The 23,354-nt window shown below is 56.3% G+C and carries 23 protein-coding genes; 12 read left to right on the top strand and 11 right to left on the bottom strand.

Translation table 11 applies throughout. The features are described 5' to 3' along the window. Positions 1–2 precede the first annotated feature (2 nt). Genes otnI through ltnD form a run of 3 tightly spaced genes read right to left on the bottom strand, consistent with a single transcriptional unit; the run spans position 3 to position 2,958 of the window. A complete protein-coding gene (otnI, locus tag FPY71_RS04555; RefSeq protein ID WP_149298022.1) occupies positions 3–782 on the bottom strand; it encodes a 2-oxo-tetronate isomerase in 780 nt (259 codons plus the stop codon). Then, a complete protein-coding gene (gene otnK, locus FPY71_RS04550; RefSeq protein WP_149298697.1) occupies positions 782–2,050 on the bottom strand; it encodes a 3-oxo-tetronate kinase in 1,269 nt (422 codons plus the stop codon). Before otnK ends, otnI begins: the two co-directional genes overlap by 1 nt. Continuing rightward, positions 2,050–2,958 carry an L-threonate dehydrogenase gene (gene ltnD, locus FPY71_RS04545; protein ID WP_149298020.1) on the bottom strand — a complete coding sequence of 303 codons (909 nt, stop codon included), beginning with the start codon at positions 2,956–2,958 and terminating at the stop codon, positions 2,050–2,052. Before ltnD ends, otnK begins: the two co-directional genes overlap by 1 nt. A gap of 157 nt (positions 2,959–3,115) precedes the next feature. Here ltnD and FPY71_RS04540 point away from each other — a divergent pair, with 157 nt between their 5' ends. Together FPY71_RS04540 and FPY71_RS04535 are read left to right on the top strand one after the other, a co-directional pair. Then, entirely contained in the window at positions 3,116–3,880 is a 765-nt protein-coding gene (locus tag FPY71_RS04540; RefSeq protein WP_188052201.1) for a bestrophin-like domain, read from the top strand. 80 nt (positions 3,881–3,960) lie between these two features. Then, positions 3,961–5,223, top strand: coding sequence for a glycerate kinase type-2 family protein (locus FPY71_RS04535; protein ID WP_149298016.1), 1,263 nt, complete (start codon positions 3,961–3,963; stop codon positions 5,221–5,223). Here the strand turns inward: FPY71_RS04535 and FPY71_RS04530 are convergent. Both FPY71_RS04530 and FPY71_RS04525 read right to left on the bottom strand, forming a co-directional pair. Next, the gene (locus tag FPY71_RS04530) at positions 5,200–7,038 is read right to left on the bottom strand and encodes a monovalent cation:proton antiporter-2 (CPA2) family protein (RefSeq protein WP_149298014.1); all 1,839 of its coding nucleotides are present in this window, start codon (positions 7,036–7,038) and stop codon (positions 5,200–5,202) included. The two genes, FPY71_RS04535 and FPY71_RS04530, sit on opposite strands and share 24 nt — an antisense overlap. Positions 7,039–7,199: 161 nt before the next feature. Further along, positions 7,200–7,631, bottom strand: coding sequence for a DUF3830 family protein (locus FPY71_RS04525; protein WP_149298012.1), 432 nt, complete (start codon positions 7,629–7,631; stop codon positions 7,200–7,202). Positions 7,632–7,744: 113 nt separating this feature from the next. On the opposite strand from FPY71_RS04525, the gene argB reads away from it, so the two are divergent. From argB to FPY71_RS04490, 7 genes are all read left to right on the top strand, one after another. Continuing rightward, positions 7,745–8,638: an acetylglutamate kinase gene (argB, locus tag FPY71_RS04520; protein WP_149298010.1), complete on the top strand. Its 894-nt coding sequence runs from the start codon at positions 7,745–7,747 to the stop codon at positions 8,636–8,638. Between the two features lie 24 nt (positions 8,639–8,662). Then, positions 8,663–9,385: a pyrimidine 5'-nucleotidase gene (locus FPY71_RS04515; RefSeq protein WP_149298008.1), complete on the top strand. Its 723-nt coding sequence runs from the start codon at positions 8,663–8,665 to the stop codon at positions 9,383–9,385. Positions 9,386–9,920: 535 nt separating this feature from the next. Beyond that, positions 9,921–10,373 carry a MarR family winged helix-turn-helix transcriptional regulator gene (locus tag FPY71_RS04510; RefSeq protein WP_149298006.1) on the top strand — a complete coding sequence of 151 codons (453 nt, stop codon included), beginning with the start codon at positions 9,921–9,923 and terminating at the stop codon, positions 10,371–10,373. A 45-nt stretch (positions 10,374–10,418) separates the two neighbouring features. Continuing rightward, a complete protein-coding gene (locus FPY71_RS04505; RefSeq protein ID WP_149298004.1) occupies positions 10,419–10,820 on the top strand; it encodes a DUF1398 domain-containing protein in 402 nt (133 codons plus the stop codon). After that, on the top strand, positions 10,798–11,652 hold the full coding sequence (blaOXA, locus tag FPY71_RS04500) for a class D beta-lactamase (protein ID WP_149298002.1): 855 nt from the start codon (positions 10,798–10,800) through the stop codon (positions 11,650–11,652). The genes FPY71_RS04505 and blaOXA overlap by 23 nt, the downstream gene beginning before the upstream one ends. Positions 11,653–12,298: 646 nt before the next feature. After that, positions 12,299–12,970 carry an Abi family protein gene (locus tag FPY71_RS04495; protein ID WP_210246234.1) on the top strand — a complete coding sequence of 224 codons (672 nt, stop codon included), beginning with the start codon at positions 12,299–12,301 and terminating at the stop codon, positions 12,968–12,970. A 110-nt stretch (positions 12,971–13,080) separates the two neighbouring features. Further along, a complete protein-coding gene (locus tag FPY71_RS04490; RefSeq protein WP_149298000.1) occupies positions 13,081–14,499 on the top strand; it encodes a cryptochrome/photolyase family protein in 1,419 nt (472 codons plus the stop codon). Here FPY71_RS04490 and FPY71_RS04485 read toward each other — a convergent pair. Genes FPY71_RS04485 through FPY71_RS04470 form a run of 4 tightly spaced genes read right to left on the bottom strand, consistent with a single transcriptional unit; the run spans position 14,489 to position 18,018 of the window. After that, positions 14,489–15,322 (bottom strand): metal ABC transporter permease, encoded by an 834-nt coding sequence (locus FPY71_RS04485; protein WP_149297998.1) that lies wholly within the window; start codon positions 15,320–15,322, stop codon positions 14,489–14,491. The two genes, FPY71_RS04490 and FPY71_RS04485, sit on opposite strands and share 11 nt — an antisense overlap. Further along, a complete protein-coding gene (locus FPY71_RS04480) occupies positions 15,319–16,185 on the bottom strand; it encodes a metal ABC transporter permease (protein ID WP_149297996.1) in 867 nt (288 codons plus the stop codon). The genes FPY71_RS04485 and FPY71_RS04480 overlap by 4 nt, the downstream gene beginning before the upstream one ends. Next, positions 16,182–17,054, bottom strand: coding sequence for a manganese/iron ABC transporter ATP-binding protein (locus FPY71_RS04475; protein ID WP_149297994.1), 873 nt, complete (start codon positions 17,052–17,054; stop codon positions 16,182–16,184). The genes FPY71_RS04480 and FPY71_RS04475 overlap by 4 nt, the downstream gene beginning before the upstream one ends. Before the next feature lie 58 nt (positions 17,055–17,112). Further along, positions 17,113–18,018: a metal ABC transporter substrate-binding protein gene (locus FPY71_RS04470; protein ID WP_149297992.1), complete on the bottom strand. Its 906-nt coding sequence runs from the start codon at positions 18,016–18,018 to the stop codon at positions 17,113–17,115. A gap of 228 nt (positions 18,019–18,246) precedes the next feature. Between FPY71_RS04470 and FPY71_RS04465 the strand changes: the two genes are divergently transcribed. Then, positions 18,247–18,678: a Fur family transcriptional regulator gene (locus FPY71_RS04465; RefSeq protein WP_149297990.1), complete on the top strand. Its 432-nt coding sequence runs from the start codon at positions 18,247–18,249 to the stop codon at positions 18,676–18,678. A gap of 10 nt (positions 18,679–18,688) precedes the next feature. On the opposite strand, the gene FPY71_RS04460 is transcribed toward FPY71_RS04465, so the two are convergent. Next, entirely contained in the window at positions 18,689–19,543 is an 855-nt protein-coding gene (locus FPY71_RS04460) for an LOG family protein (protein WP_149297988.1), read from the bottom strand. Positions 19,544–19,627: 84 nt separating this feature from the next. Between FPY71_RS04460 and dapD the strand changes: the two genes are divergently transcribed. Beyond that, entirely contained in the window at positions 19,628–20,473 is an 846-nt protein-coding gene (gene dapD / locus FPY71_RS04455; protein WP_425457855.1) for a 2,3,4,5-tetrahydropyridine-2,6-dicarboxylate N-succinyltransferase, read from the top strand. A 35-nt stretch (positions 20,474–20,508) separates the two neighbouring features. Continuing rightward, the gene (locus FPY71_RS04450; protein ID WP_149297984.1) at positions 20,509–21,744 is read left to right on the top strand and encodes a lytic murein transglycosylase; all 1,236 of its coding nucleotides are present in this window, start codon (positions 20,509–20,511) and stop codon (positions 21,742–21,744) included. Here FPY71_RS04450 and FPY71_RS04445 read toward each other — a convergent pair. Further along, positions 21,738–23,273, bottom strand: coding sequence for a serine protease (locus tag FPY71_RS04445; RefSeq protein ID WP_246160128.1), 1,536 nt, complete (start codon positions 23,271–23,273; stop codon positions 21,738–21,740). The two genes, FPY71_RS04450 and FPY71_RS04445, sit on opposite strands and share 7 nt — an antisense overlap. Positions 23,274–23,354: the final 81 nt, after the last annotated feature.

Raw genomic sequence — 23,354 nt, 5'->3', positions numbered from 1 at the left:
GCCTATCCTCGCTTATATGGCTCGAACCAGCCAAGCCCGGCCTTTGTCCCTGCTTTCGGGTTGTACTCGCAGCCAATATGCCCGTCATAACCCACCCTATCCAGCACGTCGTACAGGTGTGGATAATTCAGCTCGCCCAGGTCCGGCTCGTGCCGCTCGGGCACAGAGGCTATCTGCACATGGGCAAACCGGCCCTGCAGCTTTTCAATCAGCCGGGTCAGGTCACCATCCATGATCTGCGCGTGGTAAAGGTCCAGCTGCACATAAACATTGGGGCGGTTGATTTCCTCACACAGTTCAGCCGACTGCAATTGGTGCGCCACAAAATAACCCGGCACATCGCGCGTGTTCAAAGCCTCTATCAGCACGCGAATGCCATGTTCGGCGCATTTGTCCGCCGCGGCTCGCATGTTGCGCACAAAAACCTGTCGGCAGGTTGGTGCATGCAGTCCCTGGGTCAGGCCAGCCATGGCATGCAGATTGGGCACTTTCAGCGCCTGGGCATAAATCAATGCCTTATCGACATTGCGGGCAAACTCGGCCTCCCTGCCGGGCAGTGCCGCCATGCCACGCTCTCCTGCCGCCCAATCTCCCGGAGGCATGTTGAACAATGCGACCTCCAGCCGGTTCCTTTCCAGCCGCTGGGCAATTTCCTCTGGCGGATAATCATAGGGAAACAGGAACTCAACCGCCGAAAATCCGGCATCTGCCGCCGCATCAAAACGGTGCAGAAACGGCAGTTCGGTAAACAACAAAGTCAGATTTGCAGCAAATTTGGGCATTACGCGCTCTCCCTCGCCAGATCTTGCGCCAAGGCAAAAAACTGTTCCTGACCAAAGTTACCGCTTTTGAGCACCAGCGTAACCGGCTTATCAATTGCGCGTACAAATGGCACACCCGGGGCAATTTGTGCGCCGATGTAAAAGCCGGAAACTTCCAGAGCCTGACTGACCGTGCCGGACGTTTCGCCGCCCGCCACAATAAACGTGCTGAAACCCTGGCTTTCCAGCAGGCGTGCCAGTGCGTGGAAAACCTGTTCGACTGCATGGCTGGCCTGTTTCGCACCATGCTTCTGCTGAATGTCTGCCAGCTCCTTTGGTGGCACTGTGGCAGAGACCAGTGGCGCATATTCGCCCCCTTCCGCCTTCAGAACCTCATCCAGCAATTCCTGCGCATAGGCGTCCACATCACCCAGCGCTCGTTCCACCTGAATGCGCACCACAGGCGCTTTCCCGGCATAGGCAGCCACTTGCAGATTGGTCATCTGGGAACAGGAGCCTGAAAGCACAATTGCGCGCCCGCTCAACGGCTTGCCAGCCTTTTCCGCCGCCTCGCGGCTGCCAGCGGGCATCGGGTTGGCCATGCAAAGCCCATCGGCCAGCCCGGCTCCACCGGTTATCAGCGGCATATCGGCAATGGCCGCGCCCAATGTTGCAAGATGTCTGGAATCCAGCGCATCCAGCACTGCATAGCGCACACCGTCAGCTTCCAGCCTGGCCAGTTCGGCCATCACCGCCTCCGGACCCTCTTCCACAATGGTGTATGGCACATTGCCCGCTTTGCCGGTGGATTGCTGTTCCATCAACCGCATCAGGTTGGCGTCCTGCATCGGGTTAACCGGGTGGTGCCGCATGCCGGATTCATTCATTGGCACTGCGCCGACAAAAAGATAGCCTTGATAGATCGTGCGGCCGTTGACCGGCAAGGCCGGGCAAACCACTGTGATGCTCTGGCCCATGGCCTGCATCAGTGCATCTGTTACCGGGCCGATATTGCCCTCGGGCGTGGAGTCGAAGGTTGAGCAATATTTGAAAAAGATTTGCCGGCAATTGCGCTGGCGCAGCCAGTCCAGCGCAGCCAGACTTTGCGAAACAGCCTCGTCCACTGGGGCGGAGCGTGATTTCAGGCTGACAACAACCGCATCCACATCCACCGTCAGTCCGGCATCCGGCACATCATTCAGTTGAATGACAGACAGGCCATTGGCCACCAGAAATCCGGCAATATCTGTCGCGCCGGTAAAGTCGTCTGCAATGATTCCAAGGCGGATCATGATTTTCTCCGGTCCGGCAGGTCAATTCCCGCAAAGGTTTTGATGACGGCGCTGTCCGCCTCTGCACCAAAACCGGCATTGCTGGCGTTGAGATACATGGCATAGGCGGTTGAGGCCAAAGGCAGCGGAAACTTCAGCGCGCGGCCGGTTTCCGTCACCAGACCCATATCCTTGACGAAAATATCCACCGCAGAGGTCGGCGTGTAATCGCCCTCGACCACGCCCTTCATCCGATTTTCGAACATCCAGCTGTTTCCGGCCGCATGTGTGACAACATCATACATCAGGCCAAGGGGAATGCCTGCACGTGCGGCCAGCGCCATTGCCTCTGCACCGGCGGCAATATGCACGCCTGCCAGAAGCTGGTGAATAATTTTCACCGTGGCTCCCAGACCAATCTCCGGCCCGATTTCATAGGTTTTTTCTGCCACGGCATCCAGCACCGGCCGCAAGCTGGCAAACACCTCATCCGGGCCTGATGCCATAACTGTCATTGCGCCTTGCGCTGCCTTTGCTGCACCGCCGGAAACCGGAGCATCCAGCATGGCAAGGCCCATGCCCTGCAATCTGGCTGCAATGGCGCGTGCATCTTCCGGGGAAACAGTGGCGGAAACCATGACGGGTGTGCCGGGGCGCAGATGTTCAGCCAGCCCCTCCGCGCCGAAAAGCACGGTTTCCACCTGCGCAGCATTGACGACCAGGAGCAACAACGCGTCCAGCTTTCCAGCAAATTTGCGGCCATCTGACCCGGCTTCCACCGCCCCGGCCTGCTGCAGGCTGGCGCAGGCAGCCGGGTTTACATCCACACCGTAGGTTGCAAGCCCAGCCTTGATACAGGACAGCGCGGCGCCCATGCCCATGGAGCCCAGCCCAACAACGCCGATTGCAAATTTCTCATCGCTCATATTCTGACGTCCTCCTGGCACAAGCATATGCTGCAAGCCGTTGAGCCGTCCAGCAGCTTCACAAAAATTATCATATTTTTTGTGAAAATTTGTGAAGATGCGGAAATTTTCAAGTCTTGATACAAGAGGATGCGCCACTACTGATGGGGGGTTTTGCGTGCCGCCTTTAGCCACATCACTGCTGATTTTCGCATGCATATTTGGCAGTTCTGTTCTGGCCATGGCCATAGGCAGAAAGCTTAAGCCACATCACATTTCCACAGAATCACGAGACGTTGTGAAACTGGGCATCGGCATGGTTTCCGCCATGAGCGCATTGATCCTCAGCCTCATCGTTTCATCGGTCATGAGCAGCTATAACCAGACCGAACGCGATGTTCAGCAATATGCCGCAGACATTGCCAATCTTGATGCCAGCTTGCGCGACCATGGGCCAGAGGCAGACAGCATTCGCGCCACCATGCGCCAGTTCACCCAGATGGCCATAGAAGGTGCCTGGCCAACGCTGCACGCAAAGGACAATCAGGCAGGGCCAACAGTGGTTGGCCATCGGCTCACGGCTATCGGTGTTTCCATCTCTGATCTGTCTTCCGCCACAGCGGAAGAACAGCGCACCAAGCTTGCCTCTTTGCAGGCGTTCAACAAAGTGCATCAGGACTACTGGAAAATTGCCGTTGAAACCTATTCCTCAGTCAACCCGACGCTGGTGACGATCCTGACCGTCTGGCTGACTTTGATTTTCGTATCATTCGGCCTTTTTGCGCCCCGCAACCTGATAACTTACGCGTTTCTTTTCGCATGCTCGGCCTCAATCGCCTGCGCCGTCTACATCATTCTTGATCTGAATGCGCCGTTTGAAGGGCTCATGTCGATTCGATCCACACCGCTTGAAAATGCGTTGAGCCGCCTGCAGCAGCCCTGAAGCATTTCTCGTTGAAACGCTTGCGTTTTAAAGGCAAGACAATGCGAAATGATGAGAGTTGGTTGAAGAAAAGGCATGATATGAGCATCGCATCCGAGCACGCCGAAACCATTCTACGTGAAATATTTCTGGCCGGAGTTGCCAGCGCTGACCCGTTAAAGGTCCTTGCCGCTTATCTGCCAGAGCGGCCAAAGGGGCGCATTGTTGTCGTGGGTGCGGGCAAATCGGCTGCGGTCATGGCGCAGGCAGTGGAACGGGCCTGGCCGGATGTCGACCTGTCTGGCGTTGTGGTCACGCGGTATGAGCACAGCGCGCCAACACAGCGCATTCGCGTGCTGGAAGCTGCGCATCCGGTGCCGGATGCCTCCAGCGAGGCCGCTGGCAGAGAAATTCTGCAAGCTGTTTCAGGTCTGGGCCCGGATGATATGGTGCTGGCGCTGATTTCCGGCGGCGGCTCTGCGCTTATGGCCGTTCCGGCAGAGGGGCTGACCCTGGCCGACAAACAGGCAGTCAACAAGCTGCTTCTGGCATCCGGGGCCAATATTCACGAGATGAACATGGTGCGCCGCCGACTTTCAGCCGTTAAAGGCGGGCGTCTTGCCCAGGCCGCGCACCCGGCCCGCGTGGTTACACTGGCCATTTCCGATGTGCCGGGCGACAACCCCTTGTCCATCGCCTCCGGCCCGACTGTGCCGGACACGGCCGATGAAAGCGCGCTGCATGCGCTGGTTGAACGGCTGGCACCGGAACTGCCTGCCCACGTGCTGGACATCCTGCGTCGCACGCGGCAGCAGCAGGAAAGCATCGAGCCGGATTTTCGCATGATTGCCACTCCTGCAATGGCGCTTGAAGCCGCCGCGCAAAAAGCGCGGGAACTGGGCGTGACCCCGATGATTCTGGGTGATGCGCTGGAGGGAGAATCCCGCGAGCTTGGACGCGTCATGGCAGGTATTGCGCTGTCTGTGCGCAATCATGGCCACCCCCTTCCAACCCCTGCGGTACTTTTATCGGGCGGCGAAACCACGGTTTCCATTGGCAAAGGCCCTGCCGGACGGGGTGGGCGAAACACAGAGTGCCTGCTGGCGATTGCCGTGGCCCTGGCGGGTGAACCGGGCATTTATGCCCTTTCTGCCGATACGGACGGGATTGACGGCACGGAAGATGCAGCCGGAGCTATCGTAACCCCGCAGACACTGGCCCGCGCCGCCCAGGCCGGGCTGGATGCCAAGGCGGTGTTGGCCGCGCATGACAGCTACAGCCTGTTTGCCCGGCTGGATGATCTGGTGATCACCGGACCTACGCTGACCAATGTCAACGATCTACGCGCGTTGCTGATTGTCTGATTCCAACCGGCCTTCCAGATCGCCATTGCCGATGATCTGTCCAGGGCTGCGCGGCTTTGTCAGCGGCGCAGGCACCGGCTGGTTGTTCAGCATCAGGTCGTTGCCGGCATAGATGTCGCTGGCCAGTTGCAGGGCAAACCGCTCATCATCGCGGCGGCGCACTTCCTGCGAAATCTCCTGCACATCCTCTTCATCCACCTTCAGGTGCAGCAACACCTGCTCGCCATACACCAGCGCAGATTCATATGTCTCGCGGATCTGAAATTCCACGTCCTTGCGCACCAGTTCCAGCGCGTGGCCTCTGTCATATGCCCGCACAAACAATGGCATAAGCGGGTAATGCTCCTGCACAAGATCAACAATTTTCAAAGATTCCGCCGGGTCGTCAACACAGACCAGCACCGCCTTGGCTTTGGCTATTCCAGCCGCATGCAGCACATTCATGCGCGTGCCATCGCCATAATAAACCTTGAAGCCAAAATCCGCCGCCGCGCGGATCAACTCCACATCCCGCTCCAGAATGGAAATTCGCATGCCGCGGGCCAGAAGCGCCTGGCTGGCAACCTGCGAAAAGCGGCCAAAGCCGACCATCAGCAATTCGCCTTGCAGACCATCCGCCTCATCCACGCCATCCATGGAAGGTTCCTCACCCGGCAGATAGCGCGCCACGAGCATGGATGTCAGCGGGGTTATGGCCATGGACAAGATGACGATGGCGGTGAACATCGAGTTCAACTCGGCGCTGAACAGACCGGACGAAACGGCAGCGGCGTAAAGCACAAAGGCAAATTCACCACCCTGTGCAAACAGGCTGACCCGCAGAACCGCCTCTCGCTTGTCGTTGCCGAAATACCGGGCCACCAGATAGATGCCGAGTGATTTGACAAGAATGTAAACGACAACGCCCAGCACGATTGTGGGCCAGAACTGCGCCAGCGTCTGCAGATCCAGCGACATGCCGACCGCCAGAAAAAACAGGCCGAGCAGAATGCCCCGAAATGGCTCTATCTCGACTTCAAGCTGATGCCGGAATGATGATTCAGACAGCATGACCCCGGCCACGAACGCGCCCATTGCCATGGAAAGCCCGCCAACCTCCATCAACAAAGCCGCGCCAAGCACCACCAGCAAGGCCGCCGCTGTCATGATTTCGCGTGCCTTTGCCCGGGCCAGAATGGCGAAGAACGGGTTCAGCAAAAATCGCCCTGCCGCCACCAGCGCAACAAAGCAGCCTGCAGCAATGGCAAAATGCTCCAGCCTGCTGGTGCCATCTCCCTGCACACCGCCGGGCTGCAAAAAGGCGACAATGGCCAGAAGCGGCACAATCGCCAGATCTTCCAGCAGCAGAATGGAGATGGAGCGTTGCCCCAGTTCGGTGGATGTTTCGCCCCGCTCTTCCAGCATCTGCGTAACAACCGCGGTGGAAGACATGACAAAGCCCATGCCCGCCACAAAGGCAACCGGGCCGGAAAGTCCGGCCAGCATGCCGACGCCCGTCAGCAATGCGCCACAAATGGCAACCTGCGCCAGCCCAAGGCCGAAAATCTGGCCGCGCAGGTTCCACAGGCGAGAAGGCTGCATTTCCAGCCCGATGACAAACAGAAGCATGATGATGCCAAATTCTGCAAAATGCAGAACCGTTTCGGGATCATCAATCAACCCCGCGCCTGAAGGGCCCATGGCCACTCCGGCTGCGAAATAGCCCAGCACAGCTCCAAGCCCGATGCGCTTGAAAATCGGCACGGCAACAACGCCGGCAGCCAACAGCGCCACAACTTCGATAAGCCCCACACCGTCAGCGTCAACTGGCGTCATCCAACACCTGCTCCGGGCCGGATTGCACGGCCGCCTTTAATCAAATTGGCAAAATACCAAACCCCGGCCAAACTCAAACGTTCTTGCGAAAGCTTGAGGCGCGCCATTTTCTTCATCGCTTTGTCTTGCCGTTAAAACGTGACCGTCTTAACGAAAGGCTGTTAGACCAGCGGCTCAAAACGGATTGGCTGTGCGCCCTTCCACAGGCACATGCGGCCAAGCTCGTACAGCCTTTCCTGCCCCTCAGTTATGGTTAAAAAATGGTTACCTGCCAACTGGCCAACCTTGGATGCAAAGTGCACTCCGCCATAGGCCAGCAGAATTTCCGTTTCGCTGATGCCGCCGGGATAAAGCACCATCTGTCCGGGCGCAGGAAAACTGGTGTGGTTTTCGTAAGAAACACCGAAATCCAGATCGCCCAGTGGCATCCACACGCCCTCGCCGCTCCACCTTACATGCACAATGTTGCTGACAAATGGCAGCGCCGCAACAAAGGCGGCACAGGTCTTTGGCGCAGCTTCCAGTTCCAGTCGGCCAACCAGTTCCATTGGCCCTGCAATGATTTTCAGCTTTTCAACCACGATACGCCTCATAAAAGTTTTGCACTTCCCGGTTAACGGCAAGCACAGGCGTCGGCAAGTAGATTAACCGCTTCAAACTGCGGGTGAACTCGATTAAGTAACCGGGCGACCATGGAGAGCACCACATGAGAGAGACCGCCGAGAATCGCGAAAAGCAAGCCGCCTTGCTCGCAGAGGCCCTGCCATTCATGCAGGCTTATGAAAACAAGACGGTAGTGGTGAAGTATGGCGGCCACGCCATGGGCAATATTGAGCTTGGGCGCGCCTTCGCCCGCGATATCGCCCTGCTCAAGCAATCCGGCATCAACCCGATAGTCGTGCATGGCGGTGGCCCGCAGATTGGCCGCATGCTGGACAGAATGGGCATTGAAAGCCGTTTTGAAGGCGGCTTGCGCGTAACAGACGCCCATACGGTTGAAATTGTCGAGATGGTGCTGGCTGGCTCCATCAACAAGGAAATTGTGGCGCTGATCAATGCCGAAGGTGAATGGGCAATTGGCCTGTGCGGCAAGGACGGCAATATGGTGTTTGCCGAAAAGGCGCGCAAAACCATGCGTGACCCGGATTCCAATATTGAGAAGGTCATCGATCTAGGGTTTGTGGGTGAGCCGGTCGAGGTGGACCGCACATTGCTGGACCTTCTGGCCCGTTCTGAAATGATCCCGGTTATTGCGCCGGTGGCGCCGGGGCGCGATGGCAACACATACAACATCAATGCCGACACGTTTGCCGGGGCTATTGCCGGCGCGTTGCGGGCCTCGCGCCTGTTGTTCCTGACCGATGTTCCAGGTGTGCTGGATAAGGACAAGAACCTGATCAAGGAGCTTTCGGTGTCAGAGGCCAAGGCGCTGATAGCGGATGGTACGATTTCCGGTGGCATGATACCCAAGGTTGAAACCTGCATTGAGGCGATCGAGCGCGGCGTCGAAGGCGTGGTCATTCTCAATGGCAAGGTTTTGCACGCTGTTCTGCTGGAACTTCTGACAGAGCACGGCGCGGGCACGCTGATTGTGCCTTGAACAGAAAGTCACAGGGAATTGCAGATGTCTCAGGCGAATAACATTCTTGGAACCAGAGATGCCACGCCGGAAGATTTTGCCGGGGTGCGCGACTGGGTTTTCGACCTGGATAACACCCTGTATCCGCGCCATGTCGACCTGTTTTCGCAAATCGACAAACGCATGACTGCGTTTGTTTCCGACCTGTTGCAACTGCCGCCGCAGGAAGCGAAAAGCCTGCAAAAAGAATATTACCGCAGCCATGGCACCACATTGCGCGGGCTGATGGATCTGCATCAGATTGACCCGGATGCCTTTTTGAATTTCGTGCATGACATAGACTATTCATGGCTGGACCCGGATCCGGCTCTGGGCGAATCCATAGCCTCCCTGCCCGGCCGCAAGTTCATTTTCACCAATGGCGATCGGGGCCACGCAGAGCGTACGGCTCGCCAGCTTGGTATTCTGGATCAGTTTGAAGACATTTTTGACATTGTGGCGGCAGGACTTGTTCCCAAGCCGGCGGCAGAAACCTACGACAAGTTCATGGGGCTGCACCGTATTGATGTGGAACATGCGGTGATGTTTGAAGACCTTGCCCGCAATCTCACAGTTCCCAAAGCGCTGGGAATGAAAACCGTGCTGATTGTGCCGCGCAATTTCGAGGCCGCACTGGATGATATCTGGGAACATGAAGGCCGCGATGGCGAACATATCGACTTTATCACAGATGATCTGCACGGATTTCTGACGTCGATCCAGAGTTGATTTTTCAGTTGCAGCTCAAACATTTATCATCTATATGTTTCTCTGGAGCCTAAAAACTCCTGAAAGTCACCGGGTTTCCGCCTAGAGACTTTCCAAACGCCGTATTCTCTGCGAAGAGAGTGCGATACTACGTGCCCGCTGTTATGGTGGCGCGCGCCGGCTTTGCTTTGTCGGGAGTCCGTTTGCTATACAACACCCCTTGGGGGAAAGCGGCGGGCACGTAACGTTTGGACGTGTTCTTAGGCTCCCGGCGCCAGCGACGCCCGCTGGCGACCGCCCCATTTCTTGGGGCATTGGCCGGAGAAGCAGTACACCCCTTTCACATCACATCATCTGCTGCCGTGTGGTTTTTGCAGGCGTATTTGCGCGTTTTCAAAAAGCCTTTTGCGATGACCAGCACCTTTAGACACGAAGCTTATTTTAGCCCCATGCCAGCAAGTGCGTGCGACCACTTGCTGGCATTTTTGCGTTGACAGCATCTTGTTGACTAGGAAACATCTTCGTGGTAGTTTCCTAGTCAATAACAGGAGCATTCGTGGCCACGGTATCTGATCTCAACGCGCATACAGGCTATTGGCTTCGAATGGTGTCAAACGCCGTATCTCAGGAATTTGCCCGCAAGGTTGCTGGTAACGAGGTAACTGTGGCTGAGTGGGCATTCATGCGGGCTCTGTTTGACGTTGCTTCAACACCGCCCTCTCTACTCGCTGAAAAAATGGGAATGACCAAGGGCGCAATCAGCAAACTGGCAGACAGGTTGGTGGCCAAGGGGTTGGTTGAGCGGGCGGATAACCCGCAGGACAAGCGTGCCCACAACCTTTCTCTCACAGCGGCGGGCCGCGCAAAGGTGCCGTTGCTTGCATCGCTGGCAGATGAAAATGACGCCGAGTTTTTTGGTGCACTGACACGGCAGGAGCATGAGGCGCTGGATAGGCTGCTGCGGAAACTGGCCGAAAAGCGCGGACTGAAAAGCGTTCCGGTCGACTGACCGAAGTTAAGAATTTGTTCATTATAACTGAGAAAGGGATCCGCCATGGACGCGGAACGGACTTCTATTGCCCAAAATTGCCTGAATGCCGCTTACAATGGCAGCATGAGTTTTCCGCAAATTGTCGGCAGGCTGATGGATGCGGGTTTTGAGAGCTACATGGTTGATTACCGGCGCAATACGCAGAGCTTTTACTTAGCTGATGGCGACAGTGTGACTTTGAGCAAGCCGGATGAAGCAGGCTCGGTTGCAGCGGCATTTGACGAGGCCGGAATTGCCGCACAGGTAAAATGGGCGCAGGCCAACGGACCAGACTACAGCTACAGAGCCTTCTGCGAAAACGTGAAGGCAGCAGGCTGCGCTGGCTATATCGTGTCGTTCTCCGGCCGTCGGGCGGTCTATTTCGGCAGAACGGCTCAAACCCATGTGGAGCATTTTCCGCAATGAATACGGAGCATATCGCGTGAAAATTTTGAGGTTCTGTCTTGCCGCTGCCGTTGCGGTGTTGGGCGCGGGTGCGGCGCAGGCCAATTCGCCTGAACTTCCGCTGGCCTGCACAATCATTGCAGATGTTGCCAGCGGCGAGGTAATGGTGCGGGAAGGCACTTGCGACCAGCGCTTTTCACCAATGTCCAGCTTCAAACTGCCACTGGCTGTTATGGGTTTTGACAGCGGCATTCTGAAAGGGCCGAACGATCCGGTTTGGCAGCTCAAGGCAGAACACGGCGCTTCGAAGCGCGAGCAGGCTTTTCCGCAAGTTGATCCAACGGTGTGGGAACACCAGTCGATTGTCTGGTATTCACAGGACCTTACGCGCAAGCTTGGCGATGCCCGCTTTGGCGAATATGTCAGCAAGTTCAACTATGGCAATGGCGACGTGAGCGGCGATGCCGGTCAGACCAATGGCTTGACGCGATCCTGGCTGATGTCGTCTTTGCGCATTTCGCCGGATGAACAGGTCCAGTTCCTGCGAGGCTTTGTAACAGGCAGTCTGCCGGTTTCGGAACAAGCCATTGCCCTGACACGCGAAATTATTCCGGGCTTTTCAGGTTCTGACGGCTGGGCGGTGCAAGGCAAAACGGGCTCCGGCTGGCTGAAGGATGGCAGTGGAAAAATTGACCGGTCCAAGCCACTGGGCTGGTTTGTGGGTTGGGCTGAAAAGAATGGCCGCAGCGTTGTTTTCGCCCGCCTGATAGTTGAAGCGGAAGCGTCTGACACTTACGCGAGCGTGAAAGCCCGAACCTACCTGTTGGAGCAAATCGGACCGCTGTTGAAATGAGTTCGTCTCAACGGGAAGTGCCTTGTAGCCTTACGAAAATGCCCACCGCCAAGCTAAATTTTATACGCTGAATGCGATAAAACCATTTTATTCGTTCTGCCGTATATTTCAGACGTGTCTGGAAGAAACCAGCGAATAATCAAACCTAGCTTGGCAAGCCGGCAGGCATGCGCCAGGCAACGGTTTCTCCTGTTAAGACCGACAACCCTGCGGGCCGAATTGGCAGGGTCAGGGCGCATTTGTCTGCGCTTGATCTAAAAGTTCGGAATTTGCCGCGCGCACAGCAGTCTCACTTGTATATTAAGGATCTTCTTGGCTGATAGGACGACGACCGCTGCAAAGCTGGCTGGCGCGATGTAGTGCGAGACCGATACGCCTTCCCACAATTTAACAGCATTTATCTATACTATATATCTTATTGATTAATCATATAACTGTAATTATATCTCGGCAATCATTACGTTGTATCGGAAAGTGGAATGCCAGATAGGGACTTTAAAATAGAAAAAAGCCCGCTTTTAGCGAGCTTTCCCCTCAGATCATGCGACGATGAGGGTGGTTTGACCCCGCGACCTCACGCGTCTTTCAACGCCGCTTTTAGACCAAAAACAGCACGCCTGTCAATAATCCTGGCAGAAAATCAAGAATGAACATCTGCAAAATGCCGTTTACACCACGTGAGATTGAAGTCTTGCCTCTGGTAATATCTGCACCTCGCTTTTCCACCTATCTCAGGGCCAGAGGCGGAGACATAGAAGAAGCGCTAAGGCTGTATCGTTGGAATTTGGAGGTGTCTTCTGCTCTTTTGGTTGCCCTGCAGTTATGCGAAGTGAGCGTTAGAAACTCAATAGCCACTGCAATTGAAAACACCTACGGCCCGAGTTGGCCATGGAACAGAGGTTTTCAGATCAGCCTTAAAACCTCCAGACATGGCTACAGCCCGAGATGCAATCTGATTGATCTCGCAAAAAGAGCCCCAGCTACCAGCAAAATTGTGGCTGAGTTGAAGTTCATATTCTGGGAACAGATGTTTACCGCTCGGCATGATCAGGCCATCTGGAATCGTCAGCTCAAGATCGTTTTCCCGAATTGTGACTGCACGAACACTGTCCAACAGTTGCGAACATACGGCCTCAAAGAACTTAATAAAATTCGCGTTCTTCGCAATCGCATTGCACATCATGAACCAATTCTTGAAAACAACATCCAACAGGAATACGAACGTATTCGCCTGATGATCGCATGGACAAACGACACCACAGCGGAATGGCTGGATAAAATAGAGCGCGTCAGGCACCTGATTGGCCAAATGCCTTAGTCGGCATGCAGAGCGACTTTTTCCAAGTTGTGTAGCGGACCAACCGCTGATTTGCGCTATATCCTTTCGAGCAAGAATTCGGCGAAGTCACCAAAGGAAACTGCTACCACATGACATCTGCGATTTTCTGGCTGACCCGTGATTTCCGTTTCGCAGATAACGAGGCTCTGGCCGCCGCAGCCGCCAAGGGCAAAGTTCAGGCCGTTTTCATCGTAGACAAAGCGCTGGAAGCACAAGGCTCAGCCAGCCGCTGGCGGCTGCAAAAGGCCTTGGAAACCTTCGGCCAGCAATGGCAGAAGCGCACCGGTGAAAATCTGACGGTGCTGCAAGGTGAAGCCGAAGACCTGTTGCCGAAAATCGCCGCCAGCATTGATGCGGATGTCATTCACCAGACAGATTGGCCAGCGCCCCAGATGCGCGCCACGCAGGAGCGTGTGCTGAAGGCACTGGAAGGCACACCCTGCAAGCTGGTTCTGCATAAGGGTCATTTGCTGCACAAGCCCGGCTCTGTGCGCACCGGCACTGGTGGAGTCTACCGCGTTTACACACCATTTGCCCGCGCCGCTCGCGCCATTGGGCCAGACCATCCCGTTGCAGAACCCGGCAAAATCGCCGCCCTGCCCGCGTTAAAAGCGGGCATAAGCCCAATGCTTGCCCGCGATATGCACACCGGCGCTGCCGTTTTGCAGAAGTGGGCTCTGCCCGCTGGCGAGGTCAATGCAGCGGCGCGGTTGGAAGCGTTTTTTGACGATTGCGCAGATTACCCGAAAAACCGCGATCGGCCGGACATAGAGGCAACCACCAACCTGTCCGAGCATCTGGCAGTGGGTGAAATCAGCCCGCGGTGGATCTGGTCGGCTGCTGAGGCCAGAAGCCATATAGACCCTGCTGCATCAGCCGGAATTGACAAGTTTTTGTCGGAAATTCTCTGGCGTGAATTTGCCTGGAATTTGCTGGTGGATTTTCCGCAAATGCCGGAACGTGCCTGGTCCAAAGGTTGGGACAATTTCAACTGGCGCGGCGACAACGCAGAAGCGGAAGCCTGGCGCCAGGGGCAAACCGGTATTTCACTGGTGGATGCCGGTCTGCGCGAAATGCGGGTGACTGGCCGCATGCACAACCGCGTGCGCATGGTCGTGGGAAGCTGGCTGACCAAGAACATCCTGACTGACTGGCGTCTGGGCCAAGATTTTTTTGCTGACAGCCTGACCGACTGGGACCCCGCATCCAACGCCATGAACTGGCAATGGGTGGCAGGATGCGGCCCGGACGCGTCGCCCTATTTCAGGATTTTCAACCCGGTCAAGCAGGCTGACACCTTTGACCCGAAAGGCCACTACCGCGCCCGTTGGCTGGCTGGCTGGAACGGCAAAACCACACCGGAAGCGGCTGCATATTTCGACGCGCTGCCAGGTTCGTGGCAGGTTTCCCGGCAATGGAAGCCGGATGAAGTCAGCGCCCGCCTGCAGCAAGGCCGCACCAAGGCACTGGCCGCCTATGAGCAGTTGCGCAACGACGCTAAACCGTGATTGCGGCCTTTCGCACCTGATAAATCCGCCGCGAAAAGGCAACGAGAAAAACTGCGGTGAACACCAGCACAATGGTTGGTGCTGGTGCACTGTCGAGGAAAAAGCTGGCATAAACCCCGGTCAGCATCGACAGCATGCACACAACCACAGCCACCACCAGCATGCGGCCGAAACTGCGCACCAGCAGAAAGGCAATGGCCCCCGGCGCTATAAGCAGGCCCACCGCCAGTATAAGCCCTGTGGCGTTGAGCGTCGCCACGATGGTCAGCGAGATGATGGCCAGCAAGCCATAATGCAGCACATTGACACGCAAACCCGAAGCACGCGCCTGCGCCGGGTCAAAAGCGTGCAGCATCAGATCTTTCCATTTCAGCAGCAACGCAACGCTGACAAAGGCCGAAATCAGCCCCGCCGTCCAAAGGTCCTGCGCATCAACCCCCAGCATATTGCCAAACAGAATATGGTCGAGATGCACATTGGTGCTGACCGACACATAAAGCACGATGCCAAGGCCAAACATGCCGGCAAACACCACGCCCATCACCGTGTCCTGTTTCACTCGACTGTTTTCTGAAAGATAGCCAGTGGCAAGGGCGGTGAACATGCCGGCGCCAAATGCGCCCAGAATAAGCGGAAATCCGAAGATATAGGCCAGAACAATGCCGGGAAGCACTGCGTGGCTGATGGCATCTCCCATCAATGCCCAGCCTTTCAAAACCAGAAAGCAGGACAACAATGCGGTGGGAATGGAAACAATGATCGCAATCCAGAACGCATTCTGCATGAAGGCGTATTGCAAGGGCGCAAGAAGTTGCTCAATCATCCCGCCACCTCATCACCCTGCAAGGCAGCCCGCGCTTTGGCACGCGCCGCCAGCAGCCCGTGTTTCGGGGCAAAAACAAACACTGTCAGAAAGATGACGGTTTGCAGGCACACAATGACGCCGCCTGTGGCGCCATCGAGAAAATAGCTGATATAGGCGCCGAAAAAGCTGGTGAGCGTGCCTATCAGCACTGAAGTTGCAATAAGCCTCGGAAACCTGTCACACAGAAGATAAGCCGTAGCACCCGGCGTCACCACCATGGCAATGACCAGAAACGCCCCGACAGTTTGCATGGCCGCAACCACGCAGGCCGAGAGCAGCATGAAAAATACCGCTTTCAACAGGCCAGGGCGCAGACCGATCGACCGTGCATGGCTTTCGTCGAAAAACACCACCATCAGGTCTTTCCACTTGGCCAGAAGAATGGCCAGCGAGACAAAGCCGATAATGGCCAGTTGCAACGTATCTTCCGGGGTAATGGCCAGAATATTGCCCATGGTAATGGTTTGCACCGAGATGGACATCGGGTTGATGGACACGAGAAACAGGCCAAGGCCGAAGAAAGACGTGAAAATCAGGCCGATCACCACATCCACCTTCAACCCCGAGCGATCAGACAGGAACAGCATGGATGCCGCCGCCAGACCGCCGGATATGAAAGCCCCAAGCGCAAAGGGCAGCCCAAGCATGTAGGCGCCTGCCACGCCCGGCACGACAGAATGCGACAAGGCATCGCCGATCAGCGACCAGCCTTTGAGCATGAGATAGGATGACAGAAACGCACAGACCCCGCCGACCAGGGCCGAAACCCACATGGCATTGGTCATGTAGCCATAGGAAAAGGGTTCCAGAAGCACACTCATTCGGGGCTCTTATGCAAATGAGTGCGCTCGCCATATTGCACCAAAGGGCGCTCGTCGTCGGTGAGAATTGTCACCCGGCGCGGGTCATCATCATCATGCAGCGCATGACCGCCCAGGGTGAAGTGTCGCAACACTCCGCCAAACGCCGCCTCCAGATTTCCTTGAGTAAAGGTGCTTTCAGTCGGACCAAAGGCCAGCACCGTGCCTTTGACCAGCACCACCCTGTCGCAGAATTCCGGCACGGAGCCGAGATTGTGGGTGGAAACCAGCATCACCCGCCCCTCATCCCGAAGCTCACGCAACAGCTTGATAATCTGCTCCTCGGTTTTGACATCAACGCCGGTGAATGGTTCATCCAGCAGAATAACCTGGCCCGCCTGCGCCAGCGCCCGCGCCAGAAACACCCGCTTTTTCTGACCGCCGGACAGTTCGCCAATCTGCCGATGTCGATAATCCAACATGTTAACGCGGCCAAGCGCCTCATCCACGGCCTTCTGGTCTAAAGCGGACGGTCGGCGAAAAAAGCCCATATGACCGTAGCGTCCCATCATCACCACATCTTCCACCAGCACCGGGAAAGACCAGTCCACATCTTCAGACTGCGGCACATAGGCCACCAGATTTTTTTTCAGAGCCTGGCTGACTGTCATGCCAAGCAGCCGAATTTCCCCTCTGGCGGCAGGCACAAAACCCATAATCGCCTTGAACAGCGTGGATTTTCCCGAACCGTTGACTCCCACCAGAGCGGTGACAGTGCCGCGAGGGATGTGAAAAGAGGCATTGCGCAAGGCGGTGTGGCCGTTGCGATACGTAACAGTCACGTCGCGGGCATCAATGCCGCCGCCGTCTATTGCAATGTCCTGCTTCATGAACTGTCTTTCAAAGGGTCGGAGCACCACGCCAGGCGTATTCGGAGAAGTGCGAATGCTAGTTGGTGCCGGCAGTCAGGCCGTCTGCTATGGTTTTGGATGTGACTGCCAGAAGATCAAGATAGGTCGGCACCGGGCCATCCGGCTCTGAAAGACTGTCAACATACAGAACGCCGCCATATTTTGCCCCGGTTTCCCGCGCGACCTGCTGTGCCGGCGCAGTATTGACGGTGCTTTCGCAGAACACGACCGGGATGTTGTTTTCGCGCACGCCATCAATGACGCTGCGCACCTGACGTGGTGTGCCCATCTGATCGGAATTCATTGGCCAGAGGTAAAGTTCCTTCATGCCATAATCCCGCGCCAGATAGCTGAATGCCCCCTCGCACGTAACAAGCCAGCGCTGCGCTTCAGGAATTTGTGCAATCTGGTCCCGCAGTGGCTGCAAGGTTGCTCGCAACTTTTCCTTATAAGCGGCGGCATTATCAGCATAGGTCTGCGCATTTGCCGGGTCATGCTCAGAAAAGGCTTTGGCAATATTGTCAATGTAAATCAACGCATTATCGGCACCCATCCACGCATGCGGATTGGGCTTGCCCTCGTAGGAGCCGGCGGAAATCGCTATCGGATCTATGCCATCAGTCAGCGTGACAGATGGCACATCACGCATATTGCCAAGAAACTGTTCGAACCAGAGCTCAAGGTTCATGCCATTCCACAGGATCAGCTTTGCACCCTGTGCGCCGACAATATCCTGCGGGGTTGGCTCATAGCCATGAATTTCAGCGCCCGGCTTGGTGATGGAAACCACATCTGCCGCATCACCCGCAACATTCTGTGCCATGTCTGCCAGCACGGTGAAGGTGGTTACAACCTTCATGCGTTCGTCCTGCGCCAAAGCACCACCGGCGAAAGTGGCCGAGACAGCAAGGGCGGTCAAAACAAGTCTGAGTGGCGACGACATTGCACATCCTTATTCTTCTTGCGAACCAATTGCAGTTAGAAGGCATGATTCGCCACATGATTACAAGTGCAAATCATTTGCATCTGACACGAAATGTATAATTTTTTCAGGATGCCGCCCGACACTCTGTAAAACCTGCCGGGTTTTTCCGCCAACTTCGAAACCCGGTCATTGGTGACCTTTTGCTTCTGCTATGTTAGGCCGCAGCAAAACGGAGCGGCAGAAACGATGATCAATCCGGTCACAAATTCATTGGCGGAACGCTGCCGGCAAAAGGGCCTGCGCATTACCGGTCCACGCCGGGTGATTTTGCGCGTGCTGGACAGGGCCAAAGACCACCCGGATGTTGAAGAGCTGCACCGCCGGGTCAGCGCGATTGAGCCCGGCATCAACATTGCCACCGTTTACCGCACTATGAACATTCTGGCAGAGCATGGGCTGATAGAGCGCCACAGCTTTTCTGACGGCCGGGCGCGCTATGAAGCAGTGCCCGAAGAGCACCACGACCATTTCATCAATGTTGAAACCGGGCAGGTTATTGAGTTTCGCTCTGACGAGATTGAGCGCATTCAACAGGAAATTGCCCATCAATATGGTTTTGATATTGTGAGCCACCGTCTGGAAATTTACGTGCGGCCCACTCAAAAAAACAAAAAATAACCACTTGCGTTCAGAGGCCGTAGAACTCGGCTATGATATCCCAGCCTTGCTGTGCTGTTTCGACATAGGAAAACAGCGAAAGATCCTCGGGCGAGATCGTCCCCTCTTCCGCCAGAAACTCAAAATCAATCAGCCGCCGCCAGAAGCTTTCGCCAAACAACAGCACCGGCATTTTTTCCATTCGCCCGGTCTGTATCAGCGTCAATGCTTCCATCAACTCGTCCAGCGTTCCATAACCGCCGGGAAAAATTGCCATGGCCTTGGCCCGCAGCAGAAAGTGCATTTTGCGAATCGCAAAATAATGAAAATTGAAGCAGAGCTCCGGCGTGGCATAGAGGTTGGGGGCCTGTTCATGCGGCAGCGTGATATTCAGGGCAATGGACACTGCACCCACATCGGCCGCACCGCGATTGCCCGCTTCCATGACACCTGGGCCACCACCCGTTACAATCACATATTCCTTGCCGCCGGATGTGTTGGCCGAATGCTGCGACGCGATGGCCGCAAATTTGCGCGCCTCATCATAATAGCGTGAATTTGCTTCCAGCCGCTGGCGCTGCACCTCGTTTCTGGCCGCCCATGCCGGTTGCCCCGGTTCTGGAATGCGCGCTCCGCCAAACAGGACCACGGTGGACAGGATGCCTGCCTGTGCAAGCGCCATTTCGGTTTTGCCCATTTCCAGTTGCAGGCGCACACCTCGCAGCGGCTCGGAAGCCAGAAAATCCGGGTCATCATAGGCCAACCGATAGGTGGGCGAACGGGTCTGCGGTGTTTCAGGAACCTGTTCCGCCGTCTCTTTGTCATCGGCGGCAGACTGGGAAAATGGCGCCCATGGCCGCTCATTTTTATCGCGCCGCTTGCTCATACTGTGTTTCCTTACTCGATTGACCATTATGGGGCCTTCTAATAGGACGGCGTAAACGTTTCAAATCAGGATCCGGACATTGCAATGACAGATTACGCTGCGCTGGAAAAAACCATTGATGAAGCCTTTGACGCCAGAGATACAATTGGTGTTGAAACCGCGGGTGCGGTGAGAGATGCGGTCAACGCTTCGCTTGACCTACTGGACACCGGAACTCGCAAAGTGGCTGAACGCGGCGCTGATGGCCAATGGACTGTGAACCAGTGGCTGAAAAAGGCGGTGCTCCTGTCGTTCCGGCTCAATGATATGGAAGTGATTTCCGGCGGGCCGGACCGCGCAACCTGGTGGGACAAGGTGCCTTCCAAATTTGACGGCTGGGGCGAGGCAGAATTTCGCCAGGCCGGGTTTCGCGCCGTACCGGGCGCCATTGTGCGCCGCTCGGCCCATATTGGTCGCAATGTGATTCTGATGCCGTCTTTCGTTAATCTCGGCGCCAGCGTGGGCGAAGGCACCATGGTGGACACGTGGGCCACCGTTGGCTCCTGCGCGCAGATCGGCGCAAATGTACACCTGTCCGGCGGCGTTGGCATCGGCGGCGTTCTGGAGCCTTTGCAGGCTGGCCCGACCATTATTGAAGACAATTGCTTCATCGGCGCACGGTCAGAGGTGGTGGAAGGCTGCATCATCCGAGAGGGCTCTGTGCTGGGCATGGGCGTCTTCATCGGCCAGTCCACAAAAATTGTTGATCGTGAAACTGGTCAGGTCTCCTTTGGCGAAGTGCCGCCTTATTCGGTGGTGGTTGCGGGCACTCTGCCGGGCAAGGATGTCAACGGGCAGCCGGGGCCAAGCCTTTATTGCGCCGTTATTGTGAAGCGTGTTGACGAGCGGACGCGCTCCAAAACATCCATCAACGAACTGCTCAGAAGCTGATCCGCTTCAGGCGAAACATTATACGGAGAAACCTGATGCGAGCACGATTGCTGGCGCTGGCACTGCTGGCACTGCCCTGGCTGGTGCAACCAGCCGCCGCGCAATCCGGCGTCGCAGCGGGTTTTTCCGCTTTTCTGCAAAATGAAGTCTGGCCGGAAGCCCGTGCCCGCGGAGTTTCCAGGGCAACATTTGATGCGGCTTTGGGCAATGTGAAGCCGAACCTGAACCTGCCGGACCTTGTCCTGCCGGGGCAAAAGCCGGCAGTGGCTGAAAATCAGCATCAGGCAGAGTTTCAAAGCCCGGCCAATTATTTCAACGAGAGAAACCTCGGCTCTATTGTTTCCCGCGGGCGAAGCCTGTTGCAGCAGCACGCTGCAACCCTGCAGCGGATAGAGCGGCAATATGGTGTCCCCGGCCCGATCATCGTTGCCATCTGGGGGCGGGAGTCGGGCTTTGGTTCGGCGAAAATCCCGCATGATGCGTTTGAGGTGCTGGCCACAAAAGCCTATCTGGCCCGCCGCAAGGACATGTTCCGCGCCGAGCTTCTGGCCGCGTTGCAGATTGTGCAGGATGGTGACCTGACCGTTGCGCAAATGAAATCCTCCTGGGCAGGAGCCCTCGGGCAGCCGCAATTCATGCCAACCAAATTCCGCGAGTTGGCGGTGGATTTTGATGGTGATGGCCGGCGGGACATCTGGAACTCTGTTCCCGACACACTCGCATCCATTGCCAATTATCTGCGCCAATCCGGCTGGGTTGCAGGCCGCGACTGGGGTTTTGAGGCGAATGTGCCCGACTCTGTGTCCTGCGCCAATGAAGGTCCGGATATGGTGCGCCCGATCGACACTTTCGTGAAAGCCGGAGTAACGCGCGTTTCCGGCCGGCCCTTTCCGGATAATGAACAGCGTGCGCCCGGCAATCTGCTGATGCCCGCGGGTCGCTTTGGCCCGGCATTTATTGCCACGCCAAACTTTTACGTCATCAAGGCCTATAACAATTCAGACCTGTACGCACTGTTCATTGGCCATGCAGCAGACAGAATGCGTGGCGGCGGACCCTTCCAGGGAGACTGGGTTAAAGTGTCTGGCCTCACCCGCGGCGACGTTGCCCGCATGCAGGAAAAGCTGCAGGCAACCGGCTACGATGTTGGCGGGGCCGATGGGCTGCCCGGATTTAAAACCCGGCGCAGCATTGGCGACTATGAAAGCAAGAATGGTATGACGGCCAATTGCTGGCCCACACGTGACCTTTCCCGCAAACTGGGTCAGTGAGACGCTTCCAAACCGAGGCATACCACCGGCAAAATAGAAGCCTGCGCCATTGCCGTTGCATCCGGCACTGACTGAAGTTCTGCATCCGGGTCAGCGTCGACAAACTCTACGTCATGCTCACGCAGAAAACTGGTTGCGACATCCGGGCGTATGGCAAAGTTGATTGTCTGTGGAATATCCCCGGTCAGATCGGCCACGGCCACAGCATTGAGTTTTGCCGTGACAACTCCAACCACCCGCCCAGCAAGGTCAATAACCGGACCACCGGAATTGCCGGGCTGAACGGCTGCGGAAATCTGCAGATAGTTCGGATCATTCATCAGGCCCAGAAGGGATGAGATGTTGCCCCGCGTCACATTGAGACTGTCGGCCAGAATGGACCGCAGCGGGAAGCCCAGCGCCAGAATGTCTTCACCCAGACGCGGCTTGCCTGTGTGAATGGGCAAAGGTGGCCCGACTTCGCCACGCACATGCAGCAGCGCCAGGTCCTGCTCTTCATCCACCACCACCTTGTTGGCAAGGCCAAGGTCGCCGACAGCGATGCTGGAACAGCTTTTTGCCACATGGGCATTGGTTAGAATCCAGCCATCTTCTGACACCACGAAACCAGTGCCGGACGAATTCACAGCGCCATTCGTCTCATAGCCACCAAGCCCGGAAGGAGCCGAACCAAGAGCGGCAGGCGGAACCTCAAGCGAAGATCTGGTCGCGTCCGGCAAACCATCATTCATAATGTCGCTGAACGCCAGAGCATAACGTGGCTGACGGGAAAGCTCGGCAATGGGGCCCTGATCCGGCTCTGCCACCGGCTCGCTCGCGTAAGGCTGAAAACTGCCGTTGGCAACCGCCATGTAGGGCGCGATCTCATCTGCCCATTGCGGACTGTAGCTTACCGAAAAGCCGCGCAGATCCATGTCCCGGCCATCAAAACGGATGTGAAACCGGCGCCCCTCTTCATGCCCATCGATTGTGAATCCATCGGTGCCCATTGCAGCATCGTCGATCTGCTTGCCATCCACGGGCGTATTGAGAATGCGAAACACTTCGTCCAGCGTGTAGCCTTCTTTCACGAAACGAACAGTTTCGATCTCCAGCCCGCTGTCTGTCGAACGCCACATCGACCCGACTTCTGTCGCACCGATTTCCTGCACAAGCTCGAAAGGCAGCCCCAGTCGAACGCCTGTGCGTGTATCATCTTCCCAACCAAAGCCAACCAGACGCATGGCTTCATCACTTTCAGTAATGAGCGCGTCAAGGAAGGCTTCATCTATGCGACCATCGGCGGCCAGGCCATGGCGGTCCTGAAACGCCTGGATTGCATCCAGGCTGCCATTGCCGATAATTCCGTCAAATTTGCCGGTGTAATCACCAGTCCACGCCAGCCGCATTTGCATACCGGCTCGAAAGCGTGTGTCCGTGTTCTTGAAATAGCTGCTCGCAGCCGTAACATTTGCCGGTTCCGCCAAAGTCGTCGCCGGTAAAACGAAAACGAGAAAGCCGGTCAGAACTGCATTGAGCGCCTGCCGCATCCCCATCCCCTCTCTCTCCAGAGTTCAATCAACTGTTATACAATGCGGCAACCGGGGTTTTTGATCCATACAACTTTAGTC

It is taken from the genome of Aureimonas fodinaquatilis (genome assembly GCF_008369445.1).
GTDB classification, from domain to species: Bacteria; Pseudomonadota; Alphaproteobacteria; order Rhizobiales; family Rhizobiaceae; genus Aureimonas; species Aureimonas fodinaquatilis.
The sequence above is the reverse complement of the archived record's forward strand: the minus strand, read 5'-3'. Positions and strand labels throughout refer to the sequence as shown.

Excerpts from the sequence above, each read along its gene's own strand:
- blaOXA (WP_149298002.1), top strand. The coding sequence starts at position 10,798 with ATGTGGAGCATTTTCCGCAATGAATACGGAGCATATCGCGTGAAAATT.
- dapD (WP_425457855.1), top strand. The coding sequence starts at position 19,628 with ATGACAGATTACGCTGCGCTGGAAAAAACCATTGATGAAGCCTTTGAC.
- FPY71_RS04470 (WP_149297992.1), bottom strand. The coding sequence starts at position 18,018 with ATGTCGTCGCCACTCAGACTTGTTTTGACCGCCCTTGCTGTCTCGGCC.
- FPY71_RS04450 (WP_149297984.1), top strand. The coding sequence starts at position 20,509 with ATGCGAGCACGATTGCTGGCGCTGGCACTGCTGGCACTGCCCTGGCTG.
- FPY71_RS04515 (WP_149298008.1), top strand. The coding sequence starts at position 8,663 with ATGTCTCAGGCGAATAACATTCTTGGAACCAGAGATGCCACGCCGGAA.
- FPY71_RS04445 (WP_246160128.1), bottom strand. The coding sequence starts at position 23,273 with ATGCGGCAGGCGCTCAATGCAGTTCTGACCGGCTTTCTCGTTTTCGTT.
- FPY71_RS04490 (WP_149298000.1), top strand. The coding sequence starts at position 13,081 with ATGACATCTGCGATTTTCTGGCTGACCCGTGATTTCCGTTTCGCAGAT.
- FPY71_RS04530 (WP_149298014.1), bottom strand. The coding sequence starts at position 7,038 with ATGACGCCAGTTGACGCTGACGGTGTGGGGCTTATCGAAGTTGTGGCG.
- FPY71_RS04525 (WP_149298012.1), bottom strand. The coding sequence starts at position 7,631 with ATGAGGCGTATCGTGGTTGAAAAGCTGAAAATCATTGCAGGGCCAATG.
- FPY71_RS04480 (WP_149297996.1), bottom strand. The coding sequence starts at position 16,185 with ATGAGTGTGCTTCTGGAACCCTTTTCCTATGGCTACATGACCAATGCC.
- FPY71_RS04465 (WP_149297990.1), top strand. The coding sequence starts at position 18,247 with ATGATCAATCCGGTCACAAATTCATTGGCGGAACGCTGCCGGCAAAAG.
- FPY71_RS04535 (WP_149298016.1), top strand. The coding sequence starts at position 3,961 with ATGAGCATCGCATCCGAGCACGCCGAAACCATTCTACGTGAAATATTT.
- FPY71_RS04495 (WP_210246234.1), top strand. The coding sequence starts at position 12,299 with ATGAACATCTGCAAAATGCCGTTTACACCACGTGAGATTGAAGTCTTG.
- FPY71_RS04485 (WP_149297998.1), bottom strand. The coding sequence starts at position 15,322 with ATGATTGAGCAACTTCTTGCGCCCTTGCAATACGCCTTCATGCAGAAT.
- ltnD (WP_149298020.1), bottom strand. The coding sequence starts at position 2,958 with ATGAGCGATGAGAAATTTGCAATCGGCGTTGTTGGGCTGGGCTCCATG.
- FPY71_RS04460 (WP_149297988.1), bottom strand. The coding sequence starts at position 19,543 with ATGAGCAAGCGGCGCGATAAAAATGAGCGGCCATGGGCGCCATTTTCC.
- FPY71_RS04475 (WP_149297994.1), bottom strand. The coding sequence starts at position 17,054 with ATGAAGCAGGACATTGCAATAGACGGCGGCGGCATTGATGCCCGCGAC.
- FPY71_RS04505 (WP_149298004.1), top strand. The coding sequence starts at position 10,419 with ATGGACGCGGAACGGACTTCTATTGCCCAAAATTGCCTGAATGCCGCT.
- otnI (WP_149298022.1), bottom strand. The coding sequence starts at position 782 with ATGCCCAAATTTGCTGCAAATCTGACTTTGTTGTTTACCGAACTGCCG.
- argB (WP_149298010.1), top strand. The coding sequence starts at position 7,745 with ATGAGAGAGACCGCCGAGAATCGCGAAAAGCAAGCCGCCTTGCTCGCA.